17 protein-coding genes are annotated in these 18677 nt (G+C 64.8%); 3 read left to right on the top strand and 14 right to left on the bottom strand.

Annotated elements, in window-relative coordinates:
* Positions 1 to 5 precede the first annotated feature (5 nt).
* A complete protein-coding gene (locus BJ986_RS09365; protein WP_179421733.1) occupies positions 6 to 1490 on the top strand; it encodes an oligosaccharide flippase family protein in 1485 nt (494 codons plus the stop codon).
* Between the two features lie 29 nt (positions 1491 to 1519).
* Here BJ986_RS09365 and BJ986_RS09370 read toward each other — a convergent pair whose 3' ends face one another.
* From BJ986_RS09370 to BJ986_RS09385, 4 genes are all read right to left on the bottom strand, one after another.
* The gene (locus tag BJ986_RS09370) at positions 1520 to 2491 is read right to left on the bottom strand and encodes a hypothetical protein (RefSeq protein WP_179421735.1); all 972 of its coding nucleotides are present in this window, start codon (positions 2489 to 2491) and stop codon (positions 1520 to 1522) included.
* Positions 2458 to 3555: an acyltransferase family protein gene (locus BJ986_RS09375; protein WP_179421736.1), complete on the bottom strand. Its 1098-nt coding sequence runs from the start codon at positions 3553 to 3555 to the stop codon at positions 2458 to 2460. Before BJ986_RS09375 ends, BJ986_RS09370 begins: the two co-directional genes overlap by 34 nt.
* Complete coding sequence (locus BJ986_RS09380; RefSeq protein ID WP_179421737.1) at positions 3543 to 4814, bottom strand: O-antigen ligase family protein; 1272 nt, start codon at positions 4812 to 4814, stop codon at positions 3543 to 3545. The genes BJ986_RS09375 and BJ986_RS09380 overlap by 13 nt, the downstream gene beginning before the upstream one ends.
* An 89-nt stretch (positions 4815 to 4903) precedes the next feature.
* Positions 4904 to 5710, bottom strand: coding sequence for a YveK family protein (locus BJ986_RS09385; protein WP_179421738.1), 807 nt, complete (start codon positions 5708 to 5710; stop codon positions 4904 to 4906).
* A gap of 726 nt (positions 5711 to 6436) precedes the next feature.
* Here BJ986_RS09385 and BJ986_RS09390 point away from each other — a divergent pair.
* Positions 6437 to 7162, top strand: a complete 726-nt coding sequence (locus BJ986_RS09390) for a flavin reductase family protein (protein ID WP_179421739.1) — start codon at positions 6437 to 6439, stop codon at positions 7160 to 7162.
* Here BJ986_RS09390 and BJ986_RS09395 read toward each other — a convergent pair.
* The 8 genes from BJ986_RS09395 to BJ986_RS09430 are packed head-to-tail and all read right to left on the bottom strand — an operon-like array spanning position 7144 to position 16107.
* Positions 7144 to 7989: a methyltransferase domain-containing protein gene (locus BJ986_RS09395; protein ID WP_179421740.1), complete on the bottom strand. Its 846-nt coding sequence runs from the start codon at positions 7987 to 7989 to the stop codon at positions 7144 to 7146. The genes BJ986_RS09390 and BJ986_RS09395 overlap by 19 nt on opposite strands.
* A gap of 23 nt (positions 7990 to 8012) precedes the next feature.
* Positions 8013 to 9710, bottom strand: a complete 1698-nt coding sequence (locus BJ986_RS09400) for an alpha/beta hydrolase family protein (protein WP_179421741.1) — start codon at positions 9708 to 9710, stop codon at positions 8013 to 8015.
* A complete protein-coding gene (locus tag BJ986_RS09405) occupies positions 9707 to 12277 on the bottom strand; it encodes a glycosyl hydrolase 2 galactose-binding domain-containing protein (protein ID WP_179421742.1) in 2571 nt (856 codons plus the stop codon). The genes BJ986_RS09400 and BJ986_RS09405 overlap by 4 nt, the downstream gene beginning before the upstream one ends.
* A gap of 8 nt (positions 12278 to 12285) precedes the next feature.
* Positions 12286 to 13269, bottom strand: a complete 984-nt coding sequence (locus tag BJ986_RS09410; RefSeq protein WP_179421743.1) for a DUF1839 family protein — start codon at positions 13267 to 13269, stop codon at positions 12286 to 12288.
* Complete coding sequence (locus BJ986_RS09415) at positions 13266 to 14198, bottom strand: amino acid--[acyl-carrier-protein] ligase (RefSeq protein WP_179421744.1); 933 nt, start codon at positions 14196 to 14198, stop codon at positions 13266 to 13268. Before BJ986_RS09415 ends, BJ986_RS09410 begins: the two co-directional genes overlap by 4 nt.
* Before the next feature lie 10 nt (positions 14199 to 14208).
* Positions 14209 to 15390 carry an acyl-CoA dehydrogenase family protein gene (locus tag BJ986_RS09420; RefSeq protein ID WP_179421745.1) on the bottom strand — a complete coding sequence of 394 codons (1182 nt, stop codon included), beginning with the start codon at positions 15388 to 15390 and terminating at the stop codon, positions 14209 to 14211.
* Complete coding sequence (locus BJ986_RS09425) at positions 15383 to 15637, bottom strand: acyl carrier protein (RefSeq protein WP_179421746.1); 255 nt, start codon at positions 15635 to 15637, stop codon at positions 15383 to 15385. The genes BJ986_RS09420 and BJ986_RS09425 overlap by 8 nt, the downstream gene beginning before the upstream one ends.
* Positions 15638 to 15657: 20 nt before the next feature.
* Positions 15658 to 16107 (bottom strand): holo-ACP synthase, encoded by a 450-nt coding sequence (locus BJ986_RS09430; protein ID WP_179421747.1) that lies wholly within the window; start codon positions 16105 to 16107, stop codon positions 15658 to 15660.
* 135 nt (positions 16108 to 16242) lie between these two features.
* Here BJ986_RS09430 and BJ986_RS09435 point away from each other — a divergent pair, with 135 nt between their 5' ends.
* Positions 16243 to 17193, top strand: coding sequence for a glycosyltransferase (locus BJ986_RS09435; RefSeq protein WP_179421748.1), 951 nt, complete (start codon positions 16243 to 16245; stop codon positions 17191 to 17193).
* Positions 17194 to 17207: 14 nt separating this feature from the next.
* Here BJ986_RS09435 and BJ986_RS09440 read toward each other — a convergent pair whose 3' ends face one another.
* Together BJ986_RS09440 and BJ986_RS16385 are read right to left on the bottom strand one after the other, a co-directional pair.
* A complete protein-coding gene (locus tag BJ986_RS09440) occupies positions 17208 to 17780 on the bottom strand; it encodes a polysaccharide deacetylase family protein (protein ID WP_179421749.1) in 573 nt (190 codons plus the stop codon).
* 92 nt (positions 17781 to 17872) lie between these two features.
* Complete coding sequence (locus BJ986_RS16385; protein WP_337795080.1) at positions 17873 to 18658, bottom strand: GNAT family N-acetyltransferase; 786 nt, start codon at positions 18656 to 18658, stop codon at positions 17873 to 17875.
* Positions 18659 to 18677: the final 19 nt, after the last annotated feature.

Below are 18677 nucleotides of genomic sequence, written 5' to 3' on the forward strand. Positions count from 1 at the left end.
GCCACGTGACTGACAACTCGATGCCGTCGGACCTCCCACTCGGCCGGCAGGTGCGGCGCGGCTTGGCATGGAGCGTGCTCGGCGGGATCCTACTGCGCTCAACAAACCTGATCGTGGGCATCGTCATGGCCCGACTCCTCGCCCCCGAAGCCTTTGGTGTCTTTGCCGTTTCCTTGACCGTCATGGTCATCCTGATGGCGGTGAGCGAACTAGGCCTGACTGCGGACCTGGTCAAGGCGGCTGACTTCGACGCCAAGGCGCCCACGATCACCACCCTCTCAGTACTCACAGGGGGCTTCTTGACCCTGCTGCTGTTGGCGGCTGCCGGGCCCCTCGCGTCGGCAATGGGCACCCCGTCAGCGGCGCCGGTCATTCGCGCGTTGTCCTTCGTCCTGCTCATCTCTGGCGTGGCGGTGGAGCCCTACTCCTTCATGCTGCGGCATTTCCAGCAGAAGAAGATCTTTGCCACTCACGTGGTGGCGTTCTTCGTGTCCACCAGCGCACTGGTACTCCTGGTTCTTGACGGGTGGGGTCCAATGGCCTTGGCCGTGTCGCGGCTTCTCGCACACGGAATCAGCACAGCGATGCAGTTTGTGCTCACGGGCCGTCGCCTTCGCCTGGGATTCCGCCGGGAGGAGGCCCGCAGTTCCTTGCAGTTCGGCTTGCCCGTCGCCGGGGTGAACCTCATCGGAGTCGTGTTCCTTGGAGTCGACAACATCGTCATCGCACGGGTGGCGGGCGAAGTCGCGCTTGGGCTCTACACGTTGGCCTTCAACATCTCGAACTGGCCCACGACGATCATTGGGAATGCGATCGCAGGCGTCTCACTCCCCGCGTATGCGCGCACTGCGACGGATCGCCTACACGAGGTGGTGGAGGCCTCGGTCTCAGTGACCTGGGCTGCGGCGCTCTTTATCGGGGTGGCCCTCGCCGCGCTCGCCCGACCGCTCATCGACCTCGTATATGGGAGCAAGTGGCTTCCGGCTGCCGGCGTCCTCGGGCTCCTCGGCCTGTTCGGTGCCTTCAAGGTCGTCGCCGACCTGATGTCCAACCTGCTGTTTTCACAGGGCCGAAGCAGAGCCGTCATGTGGGTCAACCTCGGGTCCGTGGCACTTGTCCTCCCGACCATGATCTTCATGACCATAAGGTGGGGGATGGAGGGCACCGGCGGCGCGCGATTGCTGGTCGCGGGAATTGCGACTGCCCCGTTGTTGCTGGTCGCGCTGCGGGTCCTGCCACATACGGGGGCTGCGGTCGTCCGCGCGAGCTGGCGCCCAACTCTTGCCGCCGTTCCGGTAGGCATTGTCGGCCGCGTCATCTCGGACGCAATGCCCTCCCCGTTGGCATCGCTCGTGGTTGGCGGGACCGCCATGGCGCTTCTGTACGTCGCGCTGTTGTTCCACTGGGTTCGGCCACATGTCGAGTCAGCCTTGGGTCGGTCCAGGCGTCAACGTGTTGATGACCCGTCGGCAGACAGCTCCGAGGCATGACGGCTCGGGCTCCAGCACCGCATTCGGGCTCAGGTCGTGGGAACTACTGCCGCGCCGTCGCTCCAGGTGTTACACGTCCACACGGTGCCAGCCTTGACTGACGACACCGGGCCATAGCGACCACAGGTGCCGTAGGGGCCGCGTTCAAAGACGTTGTCCACGAAACGGACCCGCTCCGGTGTGGGAAAGGGTTTAAGCGGTTCGTATCCGCCATAGATGCAGAACGCCGGAAACGGACCGCCCAGAAAAATGTTGCCCTCGACGAGAACGTCAGACACCTGAGCGTTGTCGCCGAAGAGGGCGAGGTCTGCCGTGCACCCTTCTCCCTGCCGGGGACTAGGGGGATCGCAAGCGATCGCATTGCCCCGGACCGTGATGTGTCGACCTCCACTGCTGAGAAAGCCTTGGATGTGGGCACCCCCGTAGGACCGTTGATCATGCAGATACGAGTGCTCCACCAGGCAGTCATTGGAACACTCGACGGAGTCCTTGCCCCCGCGGATCTCGGTGCCAGAGATGACGAGGTGGTACGACGCGCTCGAAGACGGGGTGATGTCGCCCAGAACGGCCGAGAACTGGGACTGATCGCCGCCCTGGATGTCGGACTCGCGCACTGTGAGGGTGCCGGGCGACCGTACCTCGACGCGAGGGAGCCGCGACCCTGTGACGGTGACCGATCCATCGCTGACCACCAACGCGGAGCACATCGCCGCCACGTCGGCATCGTGGATCGCCAATGACGATCCGTCGCTTATGGTGCAGTCGCCTCGATAGGGGGAAAGATCCATCGCGTCGGACAGGCCCGTCGTGGCCGTCGTGGGGAAGGACTTCCGCGCTGGTTCGCGGGTGGTGACGGTTGCCACCACCCCGGCCCTGGATACGTGGTGGGATGCCATGGCCAACGCGACAGCGAGCATTCCACCGGCGCCCACAAGGGCGACGAGCAGGACGCCCGAGCGGCGGGGCGTCACGATCCCGGCCGCGCCCGGCGGGGCATCCACGGCGGGTACCTCACGCGCTGCAGGAGTGCCATGGCCGGACGTTCCACCATCAGCCAGCTTGCGGTGGCCAGGGATACCGTCCCGATTGCCGCAGCGGCGGCAAAAGCCGCAATGCCAGCGGAGACCACGCCGAACGTCGCCAGGACCTGCTGAACGGGAAAGGCGTAGATGTACACGCCGTAGGAGACGTCATGTGTCTGTACCAGCCGAGGACTGGGGATCACCGTGGCGAGCCAGATCAGGTCATAGACGACGAGTGGGGCCGCGGCTTGCGGGCCCCATCGGTCGGAGAGCGCGACAAGGAGAACCGTCCCGACGGCGGCAGCCGCGGCGAGGCGCGGGTCCAAGACACGCTTGCGGGTGAGCCAGAATACGGCGGCGCCCCCGAAGAACCACGGCACGAGCTCTGTGAGGGTCCGCACCTGATAGCCACCAAGGATGCTCCCTGCGAAGCGATCTGCGGCGGCCCAAGCCCCAAGGGCAACCAGGTACACCGCGGCCATTGGCGCGGCCCCGCGCATGATCGCCAACGACGCCAGGAACCCGATCGCCAGATAGCAGAGGAACTCGAAGTAGAGGCTCCACAGCGAGCCGTTCCACACGCCCGCGATAGGGACATCGAATGGGCCGCCCGCGATGTCGTAGAACGCGATCTTGAGCGGTGCGTTGGCGACGACGTACTCGATCGGACCGTGACTCCCTGTGAGGTAGGCGCTCAGGCTGCGGCCGTCTGCCAGCCAGGCAATCGGTCCGAGCACAAACGCGACGACGACGTTGCAGGCGAGGAACCCGGGGAAGATGCGAGCCACGCGCTTGAGCAGAAACCGCCCCCAAGGGTTGGCAACGCGACTCCCCGTGATGAGGTAGCCGCTTATCGCGAAGAATCCGTACACGGCCCAGGTCCCCATGTCGCGGCCTCCCACGAGTGGTCCGTCGCCATGACCCGACAGAAAGTAGGTGTGGTCGACAAGGACCAGGCCGGCGAGTAGGAGTCGGAACAGGTTCAGCGCGTTGTTGCGTGAGTCGAGCTCGACGGGACGACTCACGCGCATCAGTTTGCCCATGTTTCGCTGCTGGCCGGCCCGTCTGTACGTCCGCGTTGCCGCGCGATCTGCTCTCGACCCAGTTGTCCGGCCAAGCCGACCAAGAGGAACGACACACCCGAGAACATGGGGAACGAAAAGGCGTCGAAGAAGCCGTAGGAGGTCGTGCTGGCGGCAATCGACGCAACCAGGGTGATGGCCAGTGAGCGGTCTCGTTCGTCCGTGGCGAGCATCCGGACTCGTGCAGCGGTGACGAGGCCGGTGACGAAGACGCCGAGCAGGCAGATCAGCCCGACGAGCCCCATGTCGATGAGAGTCGCAAGGTACTGGTTGTCGAGGATGCGATAACTCGCGTTGAAGGTTCCGACTCCCCGTCCGAAGATCGGCGCGCGCGCGATGAACTCGCTCGCCAGCGTGTAGCTGTCAGTCCGCGAGCCGATGCTGGCGTTGTTCTGCAGACCAGTGAACATGCCCTGGATGGTCCCGAGAAATCCCGGAATGGACACGTAGACCGCCACCAGCAGGAGGCTCCCGACGACGAGAGCTGCCTTCCTCAGGGTGCGGTGCCACGTGGGAAATAGCACTACGACAATGATCGCCGTCCCGATAATGGCGGACCTCGAGATCGACAGCGGCACGGCGAGGCACAGCATCGCCACGGGGAACCATCTTCGAAGGGACGAGGTCTCCCACTTCGAGTCCAGAGCCACGTGCAACGCCAACGGCAGCAGGACCGCAGTCGTCGTGGCAAATTCGAGAGGGTGGGTAGCTGTTCCCGCCGGGCGGTAGAAGCCGTTGCGGTCGGCCACTTCGACGTCTGAGTTCCAGGTGAGGCCGGGAATGCTGAGGTTGTCAATGAAGGTGTGTTTCGTGACGAACTGAATGAACCCCAGAGCTCCGACCAGTCCCGCGAACAGCGTGATCCTACGCAGGAGCACGTGAAGTCGCTCAGAGGAGGTGACGCCGGCCGACGAGGTAAGCATCACGCCGACGAGGGCAATCATGCCGAGGCAGCCTTGCTGTACGCCGTGCATTTCCGTCGTGTTGATGACGCGACTCGTAGCCGCGACGAAACTGCCTAGGGCCACGGCGAGGAGAATCAGGCCAGCCCGTTCCACGGGGACGAGGGGGCGTCGTGGTCCGCTTCGGTGCGTCGTGTCCCAGACCCACCAGATGAAGGCCACCATCCCGACCATCGCCGCGGGCGTCCCGACCCCGCCGAGCGGCTTGAAGACCAGGCGTGAGGGTACGGCGAAGAGCAGAACTGCGTAGAGGGTCAAGTAGGTAGTGCCGTCGGCCAAGACCTGTCGGACAGGTGCCGTTCGACTCGCCGGGGCCCCGACCCGCGCCGAGGTCCGCCCCTCCTGGGTCATGGTCGTGGGGCTGATCCTCGTGCTGACGCGGCGATCTTGCGTCCACCCTGTGGGGATACTCGGCCTTGACCAGTGACGCCCTTGGGGGCTGTCTCGGAGGCGGATGTCGGTGGTGTATCGATGGGATGGTCCTCAAGCAGACTGGGAACCGGGCCTGAGGCGGGAACCGAGTCCAGTCGGCGTTGGCGTCGGCGGGTCAGAACGACATCCAGCCCGCCGATCAGCATGAAAGTCGTGGCACCACCCACAATCAGGGCGGCGAGGGCGTAGCGCACCTGGCCCTTGCGCACAGTCGCCGGTTTACTGCCCGCGACGATGACGCTGGTCGTGATTTGCTGTGAGGCGACGATGCCGGCGCTCGACTGGAGCTGTGCGACAGTGCCCGGCAGTTGCTTCAGCATGATGTCCTGAGCCGTCAGGGCTTTGCTGGGCGTTGTTGCAGTCACAGTCACCTTTGCGAGCGGCGCGGGGCTCAAGATGTCCCGCTCCACCAACACTTCCGCGTCAAGTCCTTCAGCCCTCATCTTCTCGAGCATTGCTGGGTCAACTGCAGCCAGCGACACCACATCGACAGCGGGGCTCAGGCCATCGAGTATGAGGTAGGGATTCGATCGGCCCGGGGTGCTGCTCGCAGGGGGCATCAGGAGCACCTCGGACACCAAGGTGTACTTGGGGCCGACGGCTATTCCTGTCCCCACTGCCAAGCCTAGGGAGGCGAGAACGCCAAGGATCAGCAGGTACCACCGCCGGCGCATCGAGCTCCAGATTTCAGACAGAAACACTGTGGCCCCCGGCTTCTTCACTAGGCGTGGTCAAGTCAAGAGTAAGCGAAGAGCAAAGAGGGTGTGGGCGCTCTCCGAACATTTCGTTTCGTACTTGCCCTGCGGAGACTCGGTGGCAGGATGGAGAGGTGGAGACCCAAGATGGCTGGGTGCTTGGCCGCTTGATGGGGGCGTGCAGGCGGTTTGCTGTGGTGCTGGGTCTGGGCCTGATCCTCACGGCGAGTGCAGGGGTGTGGCTCATGCGTACGCCACCGGTCTTCTATGCGGATGTGCACGTGCGGATTGTTCGCGCCCCTGTGGACTACGCCAACCCCCTGACCGACTACGGGAGCATCGTCACTGCTGCCGGCGTCCTGCAGCGCATGGTGGCTGGCCCGAGCGACGTCCGGATCGTTTCCAACGACATCCGACTCGCCGACACCGGCATACACCACGGTCAGTCAGTGGAGCTGTGGAACTCGGGCGGACAGTGGAACAACTACTACGACCGTCCCGAGCTACGCGTGCAGGTTGTGGGGACCACCAGGGCCGAAGTTGACTCCCGGATGAACACACTGCTGGCAAAGATCGACGCGACCCTGGCGCGTGTGCAGACTGAGAGGTCAGTGCCTGCCGCCATGACCATGTCCACACAACGACTCCCGGCAGCGTATGTCACGTCCGAGTTGCGAGGGCCTGTCAAGCAGGCCGTCGCGATGACGCTGCTTCTTGGCGTGTGCCTGACGGTCGCACTCATACAGTGGCTAGATGGAAGTCGAGAGGGTCTTCGGGGAAAACAACCTCGGACACGGCATACAGTCCTACGATCGAAGCGTGACTCAGCATCCGATCGCCGCAGGGTGGGTCGACGAGCCCGACCAGAACCCGTCTGACGCGCCCACCCAAGATGGGGCCGGTTACGTCGATGCTGCGACTGTGGCCCTGCGGTTCGCCTCGATCACCTTGGCCAACGAGTCCGAGGTGCCGGCGACATCGGAGGAACCGGCCAAGGTAACGCCACGGCTCATTCGGGATGTCATGGGGTCGATGGCTACAGGCGTGTGCGTGGTCACGACCAAGTGGGACGGCGATGACGTTGCCATGACCGCGAACTCTGTGACGTCCGTGTCTTTGGATCCGCCGCTCGTGCTGGTCTGCATAGCGAAGGGGGCTCGATTCCGCGAAGCCATCGTGAGCAGCAACGTCTGGGGGCTCAGCATCCTGGACGCCGGTGCCTACGAGATTTCTAGCCACTTCGCGCGCCCCGGCCGCGAGCGCGCTGGTCAGATGTCAGCGATGGCCTATCGGCATGGTGCGGTGACTGGGGTGGCATTGCTCGAAGCGTCCGTGGGCGTAGTCGAGTGTGAGACCCACGAGATCCATGACGGGGGCGACCACCTCATCATCGTTGGGAGAGTCGTCAATGCCTCACGGAGTGGCGAAGGGTCGCATCCCCTGCTGTTTCACCGCGGGCGCTATTGCTGGTTCGTCTGAGGTGCCGAGCGCGTTTCTCCGGGTGCGGGACGCGCGACGACATGGAACCACGCGGTCCTGCTCTCCCTGTCGTCCAAGGACAGCTCATCCCCCTCCCGACTGATCACTGAGGTGACCTCGAGGTGCGCCTCGGCGGCCTCCCGCACTGCATGTGGGACGGTCGTGAAGTGGACCAGGAGCGCCCAGTCGTGGGTGGGCATGGTGTCAATCGCCCACTCCACGTGGTCTTCGAAAGAGCTTCGGTGACCGCGGACGTTGCGGAATCCGGCGAGGTGGCTGCGCGGGTGGAGGGCGGCGCGCGCAGCGAAGCGTGCGACGCTGACCGCATGAGACCGCTGGGGTTGGTCGACGGGTCCCGGACCCGCCTGGAAGAACTCGCCGCGACGGTTGAGTGTCGAGTACACGACCAGTCCGTCCGGCTTGGTCACGCGCGCGAGCTCTCGTAGCGCTGTGGCCCGGCCCTCGTGGTCGAGTGAGTCCAGGCCGGCGTGGCTGAAGTATGTCAACGCGAACGAGTCGTCACCCAGTTCGGAGAGGTCACGTGCGTCCATCTGGGAGAATCTGATGCCGGGATGAGCGTCCCTGGCGCGCTCGAGCATGCTTGGCTCATAGTCAATCCCTAGGTAGTCGGCCGTGAGGAGGCGCAGTAGCCACGTCGACCGACCGGTGCCCACCCCGACGTCCAAGACCGCGCGGCCCCGCGTGCGGTCGGCGATCTCGGAGAGGACGCGGCGTTCTCCCACGTCGGTCCAGCTGTCCAATGGTTCGTACTGGTTAGCATCCCGATGCCAGATCTCTGAATTCGGGTCCGCGCTGGCGTTTACCACCAATGCCTCCTATTGACGCGTGCTCAGCCGTATTGCTGGAGAAGGTCCCGCTCGATCGACTGCATGGCCCATGTTTGTCCCTCTTGGGTCATGAGTGGGTGGTCGACCGCATCGTCGACCAAGAGGCTGAGTTGCCCGTCACGTCGCCAGCGCCACAGATGAGTGAGCGTCCAGTACGCCGACTCGCGGAAATGACGGCCGTCGTTACGGCTCATGACCAGCACGACCCGGGTGCCTCGGCGGATGATGCGGTCGAGTGATGACGCGGGAGCATGCCAGAACGCGAGCTGGCGGTAGATGCGCCAAGCGAGGTTGCCCGGGCGCAGCCACTTGCGTGACAAGGCCAGGAACGGGCGTGTGGGGGGGCGGGCTGCGAGGCGTCGAGGGTCGCCCTCTGGCCCGAACCGGACCGTGGTCTTTGAGTGCAGGATGACATTGATGGCGTAAACCGCATCAACGCGCGAGACAAGCGTCGCCTCCATTGCGCTGTATGCCCCTGAACACAACCCGATGAGCACGGGTGGGGTGTCACCGAAGACTGGGGAATGGAGGGCCTCGGGCAGGTCGTAGAGCCAGTGTCGCGAGTACATGGTTCCGAAGGCCTGTCCGGGATGGCAGGGGCTGTCGCCCGTGCCGCTCTGGTCCATGCGGACCACGGTGAAGCCATGGTCAGCCCACGCTCTGGATGCATTTACCCAGCACCTGCCCGGTCCGGTGTGGCGATCATTGGCGACGTTCAAGAGCGCAACCACCGGCGCGTTGATGGCGTGCTCGGGCTTGCTGAGAATGCCGAAGAGCCCGATGCGGCCGAGAGACACCACAGACTCCGTGAATGCGGAGCCAGACGGGGTGTGCTGTCGGAGACTTTGCCGCATCGGGTTGACCAGCTCCACTGGCGGGGTCGCAGCCCCCGCAGCCAGGAACTCAGCGACCTCGACCAGGGACTGTTCGGGCGTGATGCTGTCGGTCATCGGGACGTCGAGGAGTTCAGCCTGCCCATGGGCGACTCCCCACGTGACCTCCGGACCACTGAGCCGCCGCGTGAGTGTCCTGGGAATCGGCCGCTCCGCCCGTCCAAGCACGAGAATGCGTGGGGCCAGGGGTCCTGTCGGCAACGTGCCAATGTCCAGTGACTGCATGCCAATCACGGTGTCGGCGGAGTACAGGTAGCCAGGGGTGTCGACAGCGCCCATGGGTGGTGCGACCTCGCTTGGTCGCCGAGCCATGCCTTGGCGCAGCATTTCCTTGCCGCTGCAGGGATCCCACAGGGCGAGCGCGGCGAACTCAACTGCGCCGTGCCATGCGGCCGTGGCGGCGAGGGCTGCACCCAGGCGCATCCCCACGCCCACTACATGGGCTACGCCGGTTGACCGGAGCACCTCGGCGGCATCCGTGACGCTCTGGATCCATGCATCGACGCGGTTCGGGTCATCCCACCGACCCGTGGAGTCGCCGATGCCGTGGTAGTCGAAACGTAGTGACACGATCCCTCGGTTGGCCAGTCGGTGGGCCAGGATCCGAAAGGTCTCATGGGCGTTGTGTTCCTCCTCGCCGAGCGGTGGGCACAGGAGGGCGCCGGTTGCCGCGGTGGCGCCGGCCGGACTGCAGAGCCATCCGAAGAGTTCCCTGCCCGATAGGCCGAACCACCCCGCGGTGTCCGTGATCGCCGGCGATGACCGAGCGTGGGGTGAAGGCTGAGTGAGCGCTTCCACAGGAGTCATGGCTCCACGCGCCGCTCGATCCGCTGCGTGCCCACGAGGTTGGCCGAGCGCAGATATCCGGCGTGTGGGTCGTTGCCGGCGGCCGATGCTCCTCGCCAGCCACGTTGACCCATGAGGCCAACCGTTGCCAGCTGGCCGGGGGCCAGGTGGAACCACGAATCTTGGGGAATCCAGCCCTCGACCTCGATGGAAACCCATTGTGCGAACTGTTGGGTGGACACCTCGACTGACCACGGGCGATCGCCGCCACCGACGAACCGCCCGGAGAGGCCAAGGTCGGTGACTCTTCCTCGCAGACCTGTGGGGTTCGATGGGACGTATGTGTCATGGGCAAGCTCCTGCCCATCCTCGCCTGCGAGCGTGGCAGTGATGACGTCGTACGCGGGTGGTCCGAACTTGTGGGCGTAGCTGAGGTCGCGAAACCCACCAAAGATCGTCGCTGTCTCAAGGCTCCCGCGGCCGTTGACGACCTTGCAGGTGACGTCCGCGGTTTCGGACAGCGTGCCGTCGGCAAGGAACAACTTGAGTCGTACGTGGGCGAGCCACGACTCGTGGCGGTCCGACGCGATGAAAACCGCCAAGCCGTTAACGCCATCGTCCTGAAGTATCACGACGTCCGGGGCCATGCGGCGCCGCATGACGTACCACGGTGCCTTGGGACGACCGAGGGTGTCGATGAGCCCCAACCCGCCACCGAACACCGTGTCGTGAGATTGCAGGACCAAGGCCCCACAGCACGGCGACCTGGGGCCGCGCCATTGTGCAAGAACCGAGTCGAAGATGGTGGCGACCGTGGCCCGGGCTGCGGAGGCGGCGTACTCGCCGTCGATGCGACGCAGTGTTCGGGGTTCGACGCCAAAGAGGGATGCGGTGTACCAGTCTCGGACATCCTCGAGGTCCCAGCTGGTCCTGGTATCCCTATTTACGCTGGCCTTCCAGTCAGGCTCATGACCCATGCCCTGCAAGAGGGCCCGCTCATGTGGGGTGTCGATCGGCTCAGGGGGTGTCGAAAAGGCAAGGCACTCAGAGGCAAAGCGCACTCGCGACAGGACAGCGTCGTGCAAGGGCCTCAGGTAGGCCCCGACGCCGAAATAGTGGGAGGGGCCGGCGTCGACCATGCTCGGCAGGGGGCTCTCCCCTGGCGTGTTGCGAACGTATGGAACCTCGGGCAGCCACGCCGCGAGGCGTGCTGGCGCCACTTCGTCTGCGGCAGCGCTGGTCCACGAGTCGGGCGGAAGGCCAAGGTAGGCCGCCTCCTGTTCGTTCTCGCTCCCACCACATACGACCATAGTGCTGGGACGTCCTTGGAGGTTGGCGAAAACCTGGTCGAACTCGGTCTTCAGACCGGTCAGGTACTCAGCCTCAGCGGGGACGTCGTAGAAGCTGAACATGCAGTCGAGCCAGACCATCAGACCCAGCTCGTCACACAGGTCGTGGAATTCGTGGCTTTCGTAGACCCCCGTTCCCGTGACGCGGAGCATGTTCTGGTTTCCGCTTCTCGCCAGCTCCAAACGGTCGCGTATCCCCTCGGGGCCTGCCGTCAGGCGCGCGCTTTCGAGGGGTGTCCAGCACGAGCCGCGGCAGAAGATGGGGATGCCGTTCACCACCAGTTGGAAGGCACCGTCGGTCCGGTCGATGCCCACGGTGCGGAAGCCCACGCGACGTAGGTGATGGGAGCGCCCGTCGACCGTGAGCGTCACGTCGTAGAGCGGTTGGCTGCCATGGGTGTGTGGCCACCACAGCTGAACACCGGGAACCTCCACCTCAGCCCTGATCTCCAGGCCACCATCAGCGGTCTGTTGACGCTCCAGCGTCGATGCATGGTCCTCGAACCCATCACAGTGAACCGAGCCAGCTGTGCCACCGACGAGCGTGACGCCGACCACCACGTCGCTGTCGTCCCCAACCCCCGTCACTACACAGCGCACCGCCACTCGCCCCAGTCCTGAACGGTCCTCCATCGGGGCGGCGCGCACGTCGAGGACTGTGACCTCAACCGGGGCCACAGGGTGCAGCGTCACCGCGCGCCACGGACCGACCGGCGCAGGTGCTGGAATGCCGTTGGTGGTGCGACCCACGAGGGAGGTGCGGTACCAGCGCAGGTTCTGGTGGACCAGTTCGGCACACTTCCACCGAGGCCGCGTCCGGCGCTGTGTGAGGAGCGGGTTCAGAGCCGCGCATCGGATACGCAATTCGTTCGGACCGGGACGTACCTCGACAGAGAGGTCATGGTGAACGAACATGTTCTCGCTGTGCAGCAGGTGGTCATCGCCAAGCCACACGTCGGCGATCGTGGCCAGTCCATCGAGCCGAAGGCGGTAGGCGCTCTCTTCGTCCGAGTGGAGTCCGGACTGGGCCTCTGCCGTGAAGGCGCACCGGAACCACCAGTCGTCGGCGTCGTAGTCTCGGACGAGAGCGGTGGGATCCCCAGAAGCCACCAGGGCCGCCGCAGCCGTCATCGGGCCCTCGATGCGCCACCACCCCGACTCGGGAAGCGGCGCACCGGGGGGCGCAGATGCCATCTCCCAGCGAGCGCCGGCGAGAACGTCGTCCTTGGGGTCAGCCATGTCGCCCCTCACAGGGCCAATGCGGACGTCGCGCGCTGAGCCGACGCCCAGTAACCAGCCATGGCGGCCAGCGGTTCGTCCAATGAAACGGTGCGACCTCGGGACAGGCGGGCCATCAGGAACTGCACCGACTTGGCCGTGGTGGCGAGCTCGCTCCAGCACTCTGCGGCCTCGAGCAGACCCGGCTTGCCCTCCCGGCGGGAGCCGAGCCAACGGCAGTACTCCGCCGCAAGACCGGCGTTTGCCCCGCATTGTCGGACGGTTGCGAATGCCCATTGGTGGAAGGTGTTTGTCGGCTCCGCCTTGATCCACTCCGCGTCCGCGCGGATTCGGTCCGACATGCGTTCGACTGGGTTGTCGTGTGGGGTTCGGCTCAGGTGCCGTCGTAGCAGGTCGAAGGAGATGTCGGTGAGCTCGGTAGCGCGCCTGTCCACAAGGCCATCAAGCCTAATCAGCTCCACATAAGGAGGCAGGACGCCGTCTGCCGGCAGGTGTGTGCCGACGCCGAAGACTCCGTCGAAGTCGTCCCCTGCCAGCTCGAAGTACCCGGCATTGTGGAAGTAACCAAGACGACGCCCCGCGAGGTCCACAGCATTGGGGATGATGGTCGACTTGACGTGCTCGATGCCGTAACTCACGCCTTGGGTATCCGGGAGGTAGTAGGAGTCAGCTTCGATGGTCAGCAGGCGCCCCAGTTGCAACTGCTCGACGCAGTGGACCAGCGACCCGCGCCAGGGATTCATCTCGTGGACGTCGATGCCGTATGCCGCGTAGAGGTCTTCTTGCGGAAACTTGAAGAACGTCCACTGGTCTCCCTCGAAGTCGGAGGCGAGGCTGAAGGCGGCGCTGGCCAGCGGCTGCATCCCCAGCGAGTGAAGCAGTTCGATCCACACATCCACATAGCAGTTCGTCTCAGCCCACACCAAGGTGTCTGTGTGGAGTTCGTGAGGTGTGTACGCGCTGGCGGTCAGCGGGAGCAGGGTCGTACTCATTGCTGCAGCTGGGCCTGGACATCGTCTGGCCACGTTGTCGGGTTGGTGCCGTGCACATGGAGCAGGGCGAGGGCAATGCGCTCGAGACCGAATCCGACGCAGCCCGTGTGCGCGCGCTCGCCGTTGGTCGTCGTGATGTTGAACGGTGTGCCGAAGTGGTCGAGATGCAGGTTGGAGGACACGATGGCCGTTGGGTGCTCGGTGGAGGTGATCGGACAGACGATCTCGTACTTCAGCTCGGTGTCACGTTGGTTTGCCGTGAGGATCCGACCGGCGCGACCGAAGAAGGGGTCGTTCGCCACTACCCGCTCCACGGGCAAGCCAAGGGACAGCATGGCGTTCAAGGCTCGTTCCGCCCAAAGGTCCCGATGCTCGAGCGCTCCTTCGGGGGTGCCGACGTAGACGAACTCATGCTGACGGAAGCTCTGTTGCCTAGCCGGGTCAACGCTGGGCTCATGGCGAAAGCAGAACCCCACTGCCTCCAGCCGACGACCCTGACTCCCGACGGACTGACCTTGCATTCCCTCGTACAGCGAATGGCAGGCTGCAGATCCCAGGACGACCTCAGCGGGCTCCAGCTTGGTGGTCCAGTCACGACCCTCGTCGGCCAGCATGAGCAGTTCGGTATGGTCGTGATCCTCCCCGCGGAAGACGTCGACCGAACCAACAAGGTCGGGAAAGGATCGCAGGTAATCTGTGCGCTCGAAAGCCGACCGCGGCAAGAGGGGTGGAAGGTAGAGAAGGGGCTCGTAGGTCTCCTCCGCGCTGACTCCGATCCGGTGGGCCAACGCCTCGACTCCGCGGATGACCTGCTCGTATGTCGCCGATCGCAGGTACAGGCCGTCCACACTGGTCCGCTGCAGTATGCCGTCGGCCACAAGGAGCGCACGGAAGGCCTCGTGCGCCTCGACGACGTGATGATCCCCCAAACCCCTCACCTCACATCTTGCGGTGCACGAGAAGCAACTGGGCGTTGTTGGCGTTGATGCGGTCGTTGTTGACCATCAGCTGTGCGCCATATGCGTCCCGGAGGAGCCTCCCCAGCGTGAAGGGACTGCGGTTGGCGTATCCCGCCATGCCACAGATGAGCAGCGCTCGTTGCACGACGTCCACGACGAGCGTTGACGCCGACACCTTCAGTGAGTTCATCGCTATCGCGAAACCAATGGCGGTGGTCTGGTCAGGAGAGTCCTGGATAGCCGCATACCGGGCCCTGGCGGCGAACACGACGTCCTGAAACTCCTGCAAGACAGTCGTCAGTTCCGCAAGGCGAAGCGCGTTGGGCGGGGTGATGTCGGGGTTGCGGCGCGCCGCAGCCTGCACGAATTTGCGGGCACGGTCGGAGGCCTCCGAGGCGATTCCAAACCAGAGTGAGGACCAGAGGATGTGGGAGACCGGCAGCATCGTCTGGCTTGAGATGTCGCCGTAGGCAACCGGCAAGATGTCTGCCGCATCCCCGTGCGCCAGCAGCTCGAAACCCAGGCTGCAGGTGCCCCGGAAGCCCATCGCGTCCCACTCGCTGGTGGGCTTCAGCGTGACGTTCTCACGGCGACATAGGACGAGCACTTGATCGCTGGCAGGGCTCTCGGGCGTTCGTCGCGCGGTCGCGAGGATCGCATCGGAGTACTCGCCGTATGAGATGACAGGGGCTTGCTTTCGCAGTTGGAAGGAGTCGAGGTCACGCTCGACCGCACAACTGCTCATACGCACGTTGCCACCGATGCCGGCCTCGGTGGTGGCTGAGGCGAGCAGGAGTCCCTCGCGCGCGACACGCTCGGTGAAGGCACGAAGCTCGGGGGAGTCTCCGTGCCGTACAAGACAGGCAACCTGAATCTGGTGCATTGCCTGCACCATCGCGGCCGAACTGCAGTAGCGGGCAAGCGTCGTCGTCGCCTCCGCGACCTGGCCCAACGTCCAGCCAAGTCCGCCCATCTCCGTCGGAATCAGCGCGCCAAGAAGCCCGGCGGATCGCATGGCATCGATGGCCTCGACGGGGAACCGCGATTGCTCATCGACTTCGGCTGCAGCCGGCCCGGCAACCTCGGACCCGATGTCGGTTGCAAGTTTCAGGTGGTCCGGCACTCCCGCGTCGTGCCGGCCGTGAATGGCCACCTCAACCATGGGCGGGCACCTCCACCTCGAGCTGACCCAGCACTGCCATGATGGTGGAGATGCTCTCGAAAGTGCCTTTGCGAAGGTACTCGTCCGGGAATTCGATGTCGAAGGCGTCTTCAAGGCCCAGCATCACGTTGACGCTTGCATGCGACGTCATGCCAGCCCGGTAAAGGTCGTCGTCCCGCCCCAATTTGTCTACCTCGATCGGAAGCCGCGCGAAGGCGACGAGCACTGATCGAATCCGCTCTTCCATGTCATGCCCTTCTCAAGCAGTCATGTCCTCAACCCGACTTCGAAGATGACACCAATGACGGTGGCAACCGCGTACTCGCTGCCGTGCGACATCGACAGTGCGATCGAACCGATCTGAGCGGCTTTCGCAAGGTCTGACGCAGTGCCCGTCAGCGACACTTCAGTCCACCCGCTTTCATGCCGAAGCACCTCCATCTCGCGCCATAGAGGGACCTCATGCATTGGACGGAGAAGCTTGATGATGGCTTCCTTGGCGCAGAATCGGGCCGCGAGTCCTGGGGCCAGTTCACGCGGACTCGCGCTTCGCCCACCACAGGAGGCAACCTCGTGTTCGGTGAAGATCCTGTCCATGAATCGATCGCCGTGATCGATGAGTGACCTCTCCATTGACGGCACGCTCTGGATGTCTGTGCCAACGCGCACCTCAAAGGGGCGGTGGTCGTGGTCTGCCGCTGTCTGGGACGTACCCATGCGTCGAGGATAGGGCGCTCCGTGGCGCGGTGGTCGTGAAAGCTGGCGATCCGATCCCGACTTCGTGGAATACTCGGGGAGGAGCATGCCGGTCGCAGAGGGTGTCAGGCGCGCAGGGGAGGCGGGGCATGCGAAATGTCGGAACTTGACGAGGCCGTGCGGGTCACCGTGGTCGTCGTTCTCTTCAACAGTGCGCCCCTCCTCCCACAGCTCGTTCCCGCGCTTCGCTTGGGGCTTGAGGGGGTTCGGTGGACCGTCGTGGCTGTGGACAATGCCTCGGCCGACGACTCCGCCGACGTGTTGCGGAACCTGATGCCCGAGGCGGTCGTCGTGGAGACAGGGCGCAACGGAGGGTATGCCGCGGGGATCAACGCCGGCGTTGCCGTCGCTTCGGACTTCGATGCGGTTCTCGTGCTGAATCCCGACGTTCGCCTGTCCCAGGGTTGCGTTGGCCTGCTGGCTGAAGCCTTGCGTGTCCCAGGCACGGGCATCGCGGTGCCGCGCCTAACCACGGGCGATGGCGCCCTCATCCCGTCCATGCGTCGAGAACCATCGTTGCGAAGGCTGCTTGCCGAGGCGTTGATCGGAGGCAGACGCGCGGGCAGGTTGGCGCGCCTCGGCGAAGTCGTGACCGATGCATCGGCGTACGAGCATCCGGCCACGACTGACTGGGCCGAGGGGTCCACCCAGTTGATCAGTCGAGAGTGTTGGGATGCCTGCGGCGGGTGGGACGAGTCGTTCTTTCTCTACTCGGAGGAGACGGACTTCGGGCTTAGGGCGCGCGACCTTGGTTACGGGACTCGCTACGTGCCGGAGGCCCGAGCCGTCCACCTCCAAGGTGGGTCGGCTGTGACACCGGCCTTGTGGGCGCTGGTCGCCAGGAACAGGGTGCGGCTGTACCGGCGGCGCAACGGCCCGCTTCGCGGGGCCGCATTTCACGCGGGGCTGTTGGTTCGGGAGGCAACCCGAGCCATCATAGGTCGCAAGCCCAGTCGCGCGGCCACCCGCGAACTCCTTCGATGTGTTGTCGTCCACGATGACCCCGGCCCCGACGTCATCGCGCGCCACCGGGGCACGTCGAGGTGACCGAGCGGGTCTACCTATGCGAGCCACCGCTTCGCGAGTCCGATCGAAACCTTGGCCAAGCGGTAGTGAGGCTGGCCCGCGGCGACGATCGCTCGCAGCACCGAGTCCGGCGTGTCGGTCGAGGTCACGCTGAAACGGTGCTGCAGGAACGAACCTGGCACCGCGAGCCGCCTGTCGCTCGTGCACACCTCCGAGTAGCCGAATCGTCGGAGTGAGGCCAGACTCGCCCGGTCATACCGTCCGAAAGGCGTTGCCGCCGACGTTATCGCCCGACCCGTGATGTCTTCCAGTTCGCGTCGAGCTGTCACCATTTCGCGTTCGACGGCCGCTGCGCCCAACTTTTTCCAGGGCAAATGGTGCATGCCATGGGTCCCGATCGAGAAACCGGCTGCAAGCAGTGCGGAGAGGTCACGACGACTGACGGACCCTGCAGAACCGAGACGCCCGGCCAGCACGTAAAAGGTGCCCGCAAGCTCACGTTCCAGCAAGGCCGGCGCCGCGCTCTGGGCGTCCGAGTCATTGCCGTCGTCAAAGCTGATCCTGACACCAGGAACGGTGACCAGAACGTCGAGAATGTCGTTGAACACCGGGAGAGTCACCCAATATTTGTCTTCGCCGGGCTCCAAAGGGCGTCGTGGTCTACCTACCCCGTGGAAGCACACATGGGGGCCGTGCTGGGTCACGTGCCCAATCCCCGGATGTTGCGAAGCCGGCCCCGCACTCGCGGTGCGACTCCGGAAGCCCGCACGAGCTCGCGAGCGCCGGCGCGCATACGAAACGCAGTCCTGGCTGCGCGAGAGGCGCTCACAAAGCCCTCGCCAACCTCCTCGGAGCCCGTCATCGCTCGTCGCTTGTATTCGTCATCCCCGCGGCCCAGGTCCAGACGGCGAATCCCCAGTCCCGGCGCGGCCGCCACGAGTTCCCGCAACAGGATCCAACCCGGGGCCAGATGGGCCAGTTCAGGGTCGTAGACAGGGAACCACCAGTGAGCGACCCCTTCGGACCGCAGGCCGAAGTGCCCTGCGACGAGCCTGTTCCCGCAGTGCACCGCCGAGAGAAGCCCCGAGAAGTCGTCCTCGCGCCGGTCCAAGAGGTGATGCAGCAACTGTCGGCGCTTCTCGTCCGAGAAGAAATTCGGAGCGCCGGAGGCGACGTACTGGGCGCACTTGAGGTCGATGATCTGGTCGAGCAGCGCGTGGGACCGCGAGTCTGCCTCGAAGTGCAACTCCCCCAGGCTTTCGGCAGCCCGCCGGCCGCGCCTCCGCGCCTGGCTGAAGTTTGACCGGCCGCTCTTTGATGCCCTCATCAGATAGCCATCCAGGCCGCCAGTGACGTCCATGAACGGGGACTGGCGCCAAACCTTTGCTTCGCCCAGGAGGGTGGGTGAGGGGCCTCGAACGAGATGGTCGAAACGAAGGTTCGTCGCTTTGAGCTCCTTCAGCGTGGCTAGCGGGTCGATGTCCACCCGAGTCACAGGGCCCTGG

Origin of the sequence: Pedococcus badiiscoriae, assembly GCF_013408925.1 — a bacterium.
In the GTDB taxonomy this organism is placed as follows: domain Bacteria; phylum Actinomycetota; class Actinomycetes; order Actinomycetales; family Dermatophilaceae; genus Pedococcus; species Pedococcus badiiscoriae.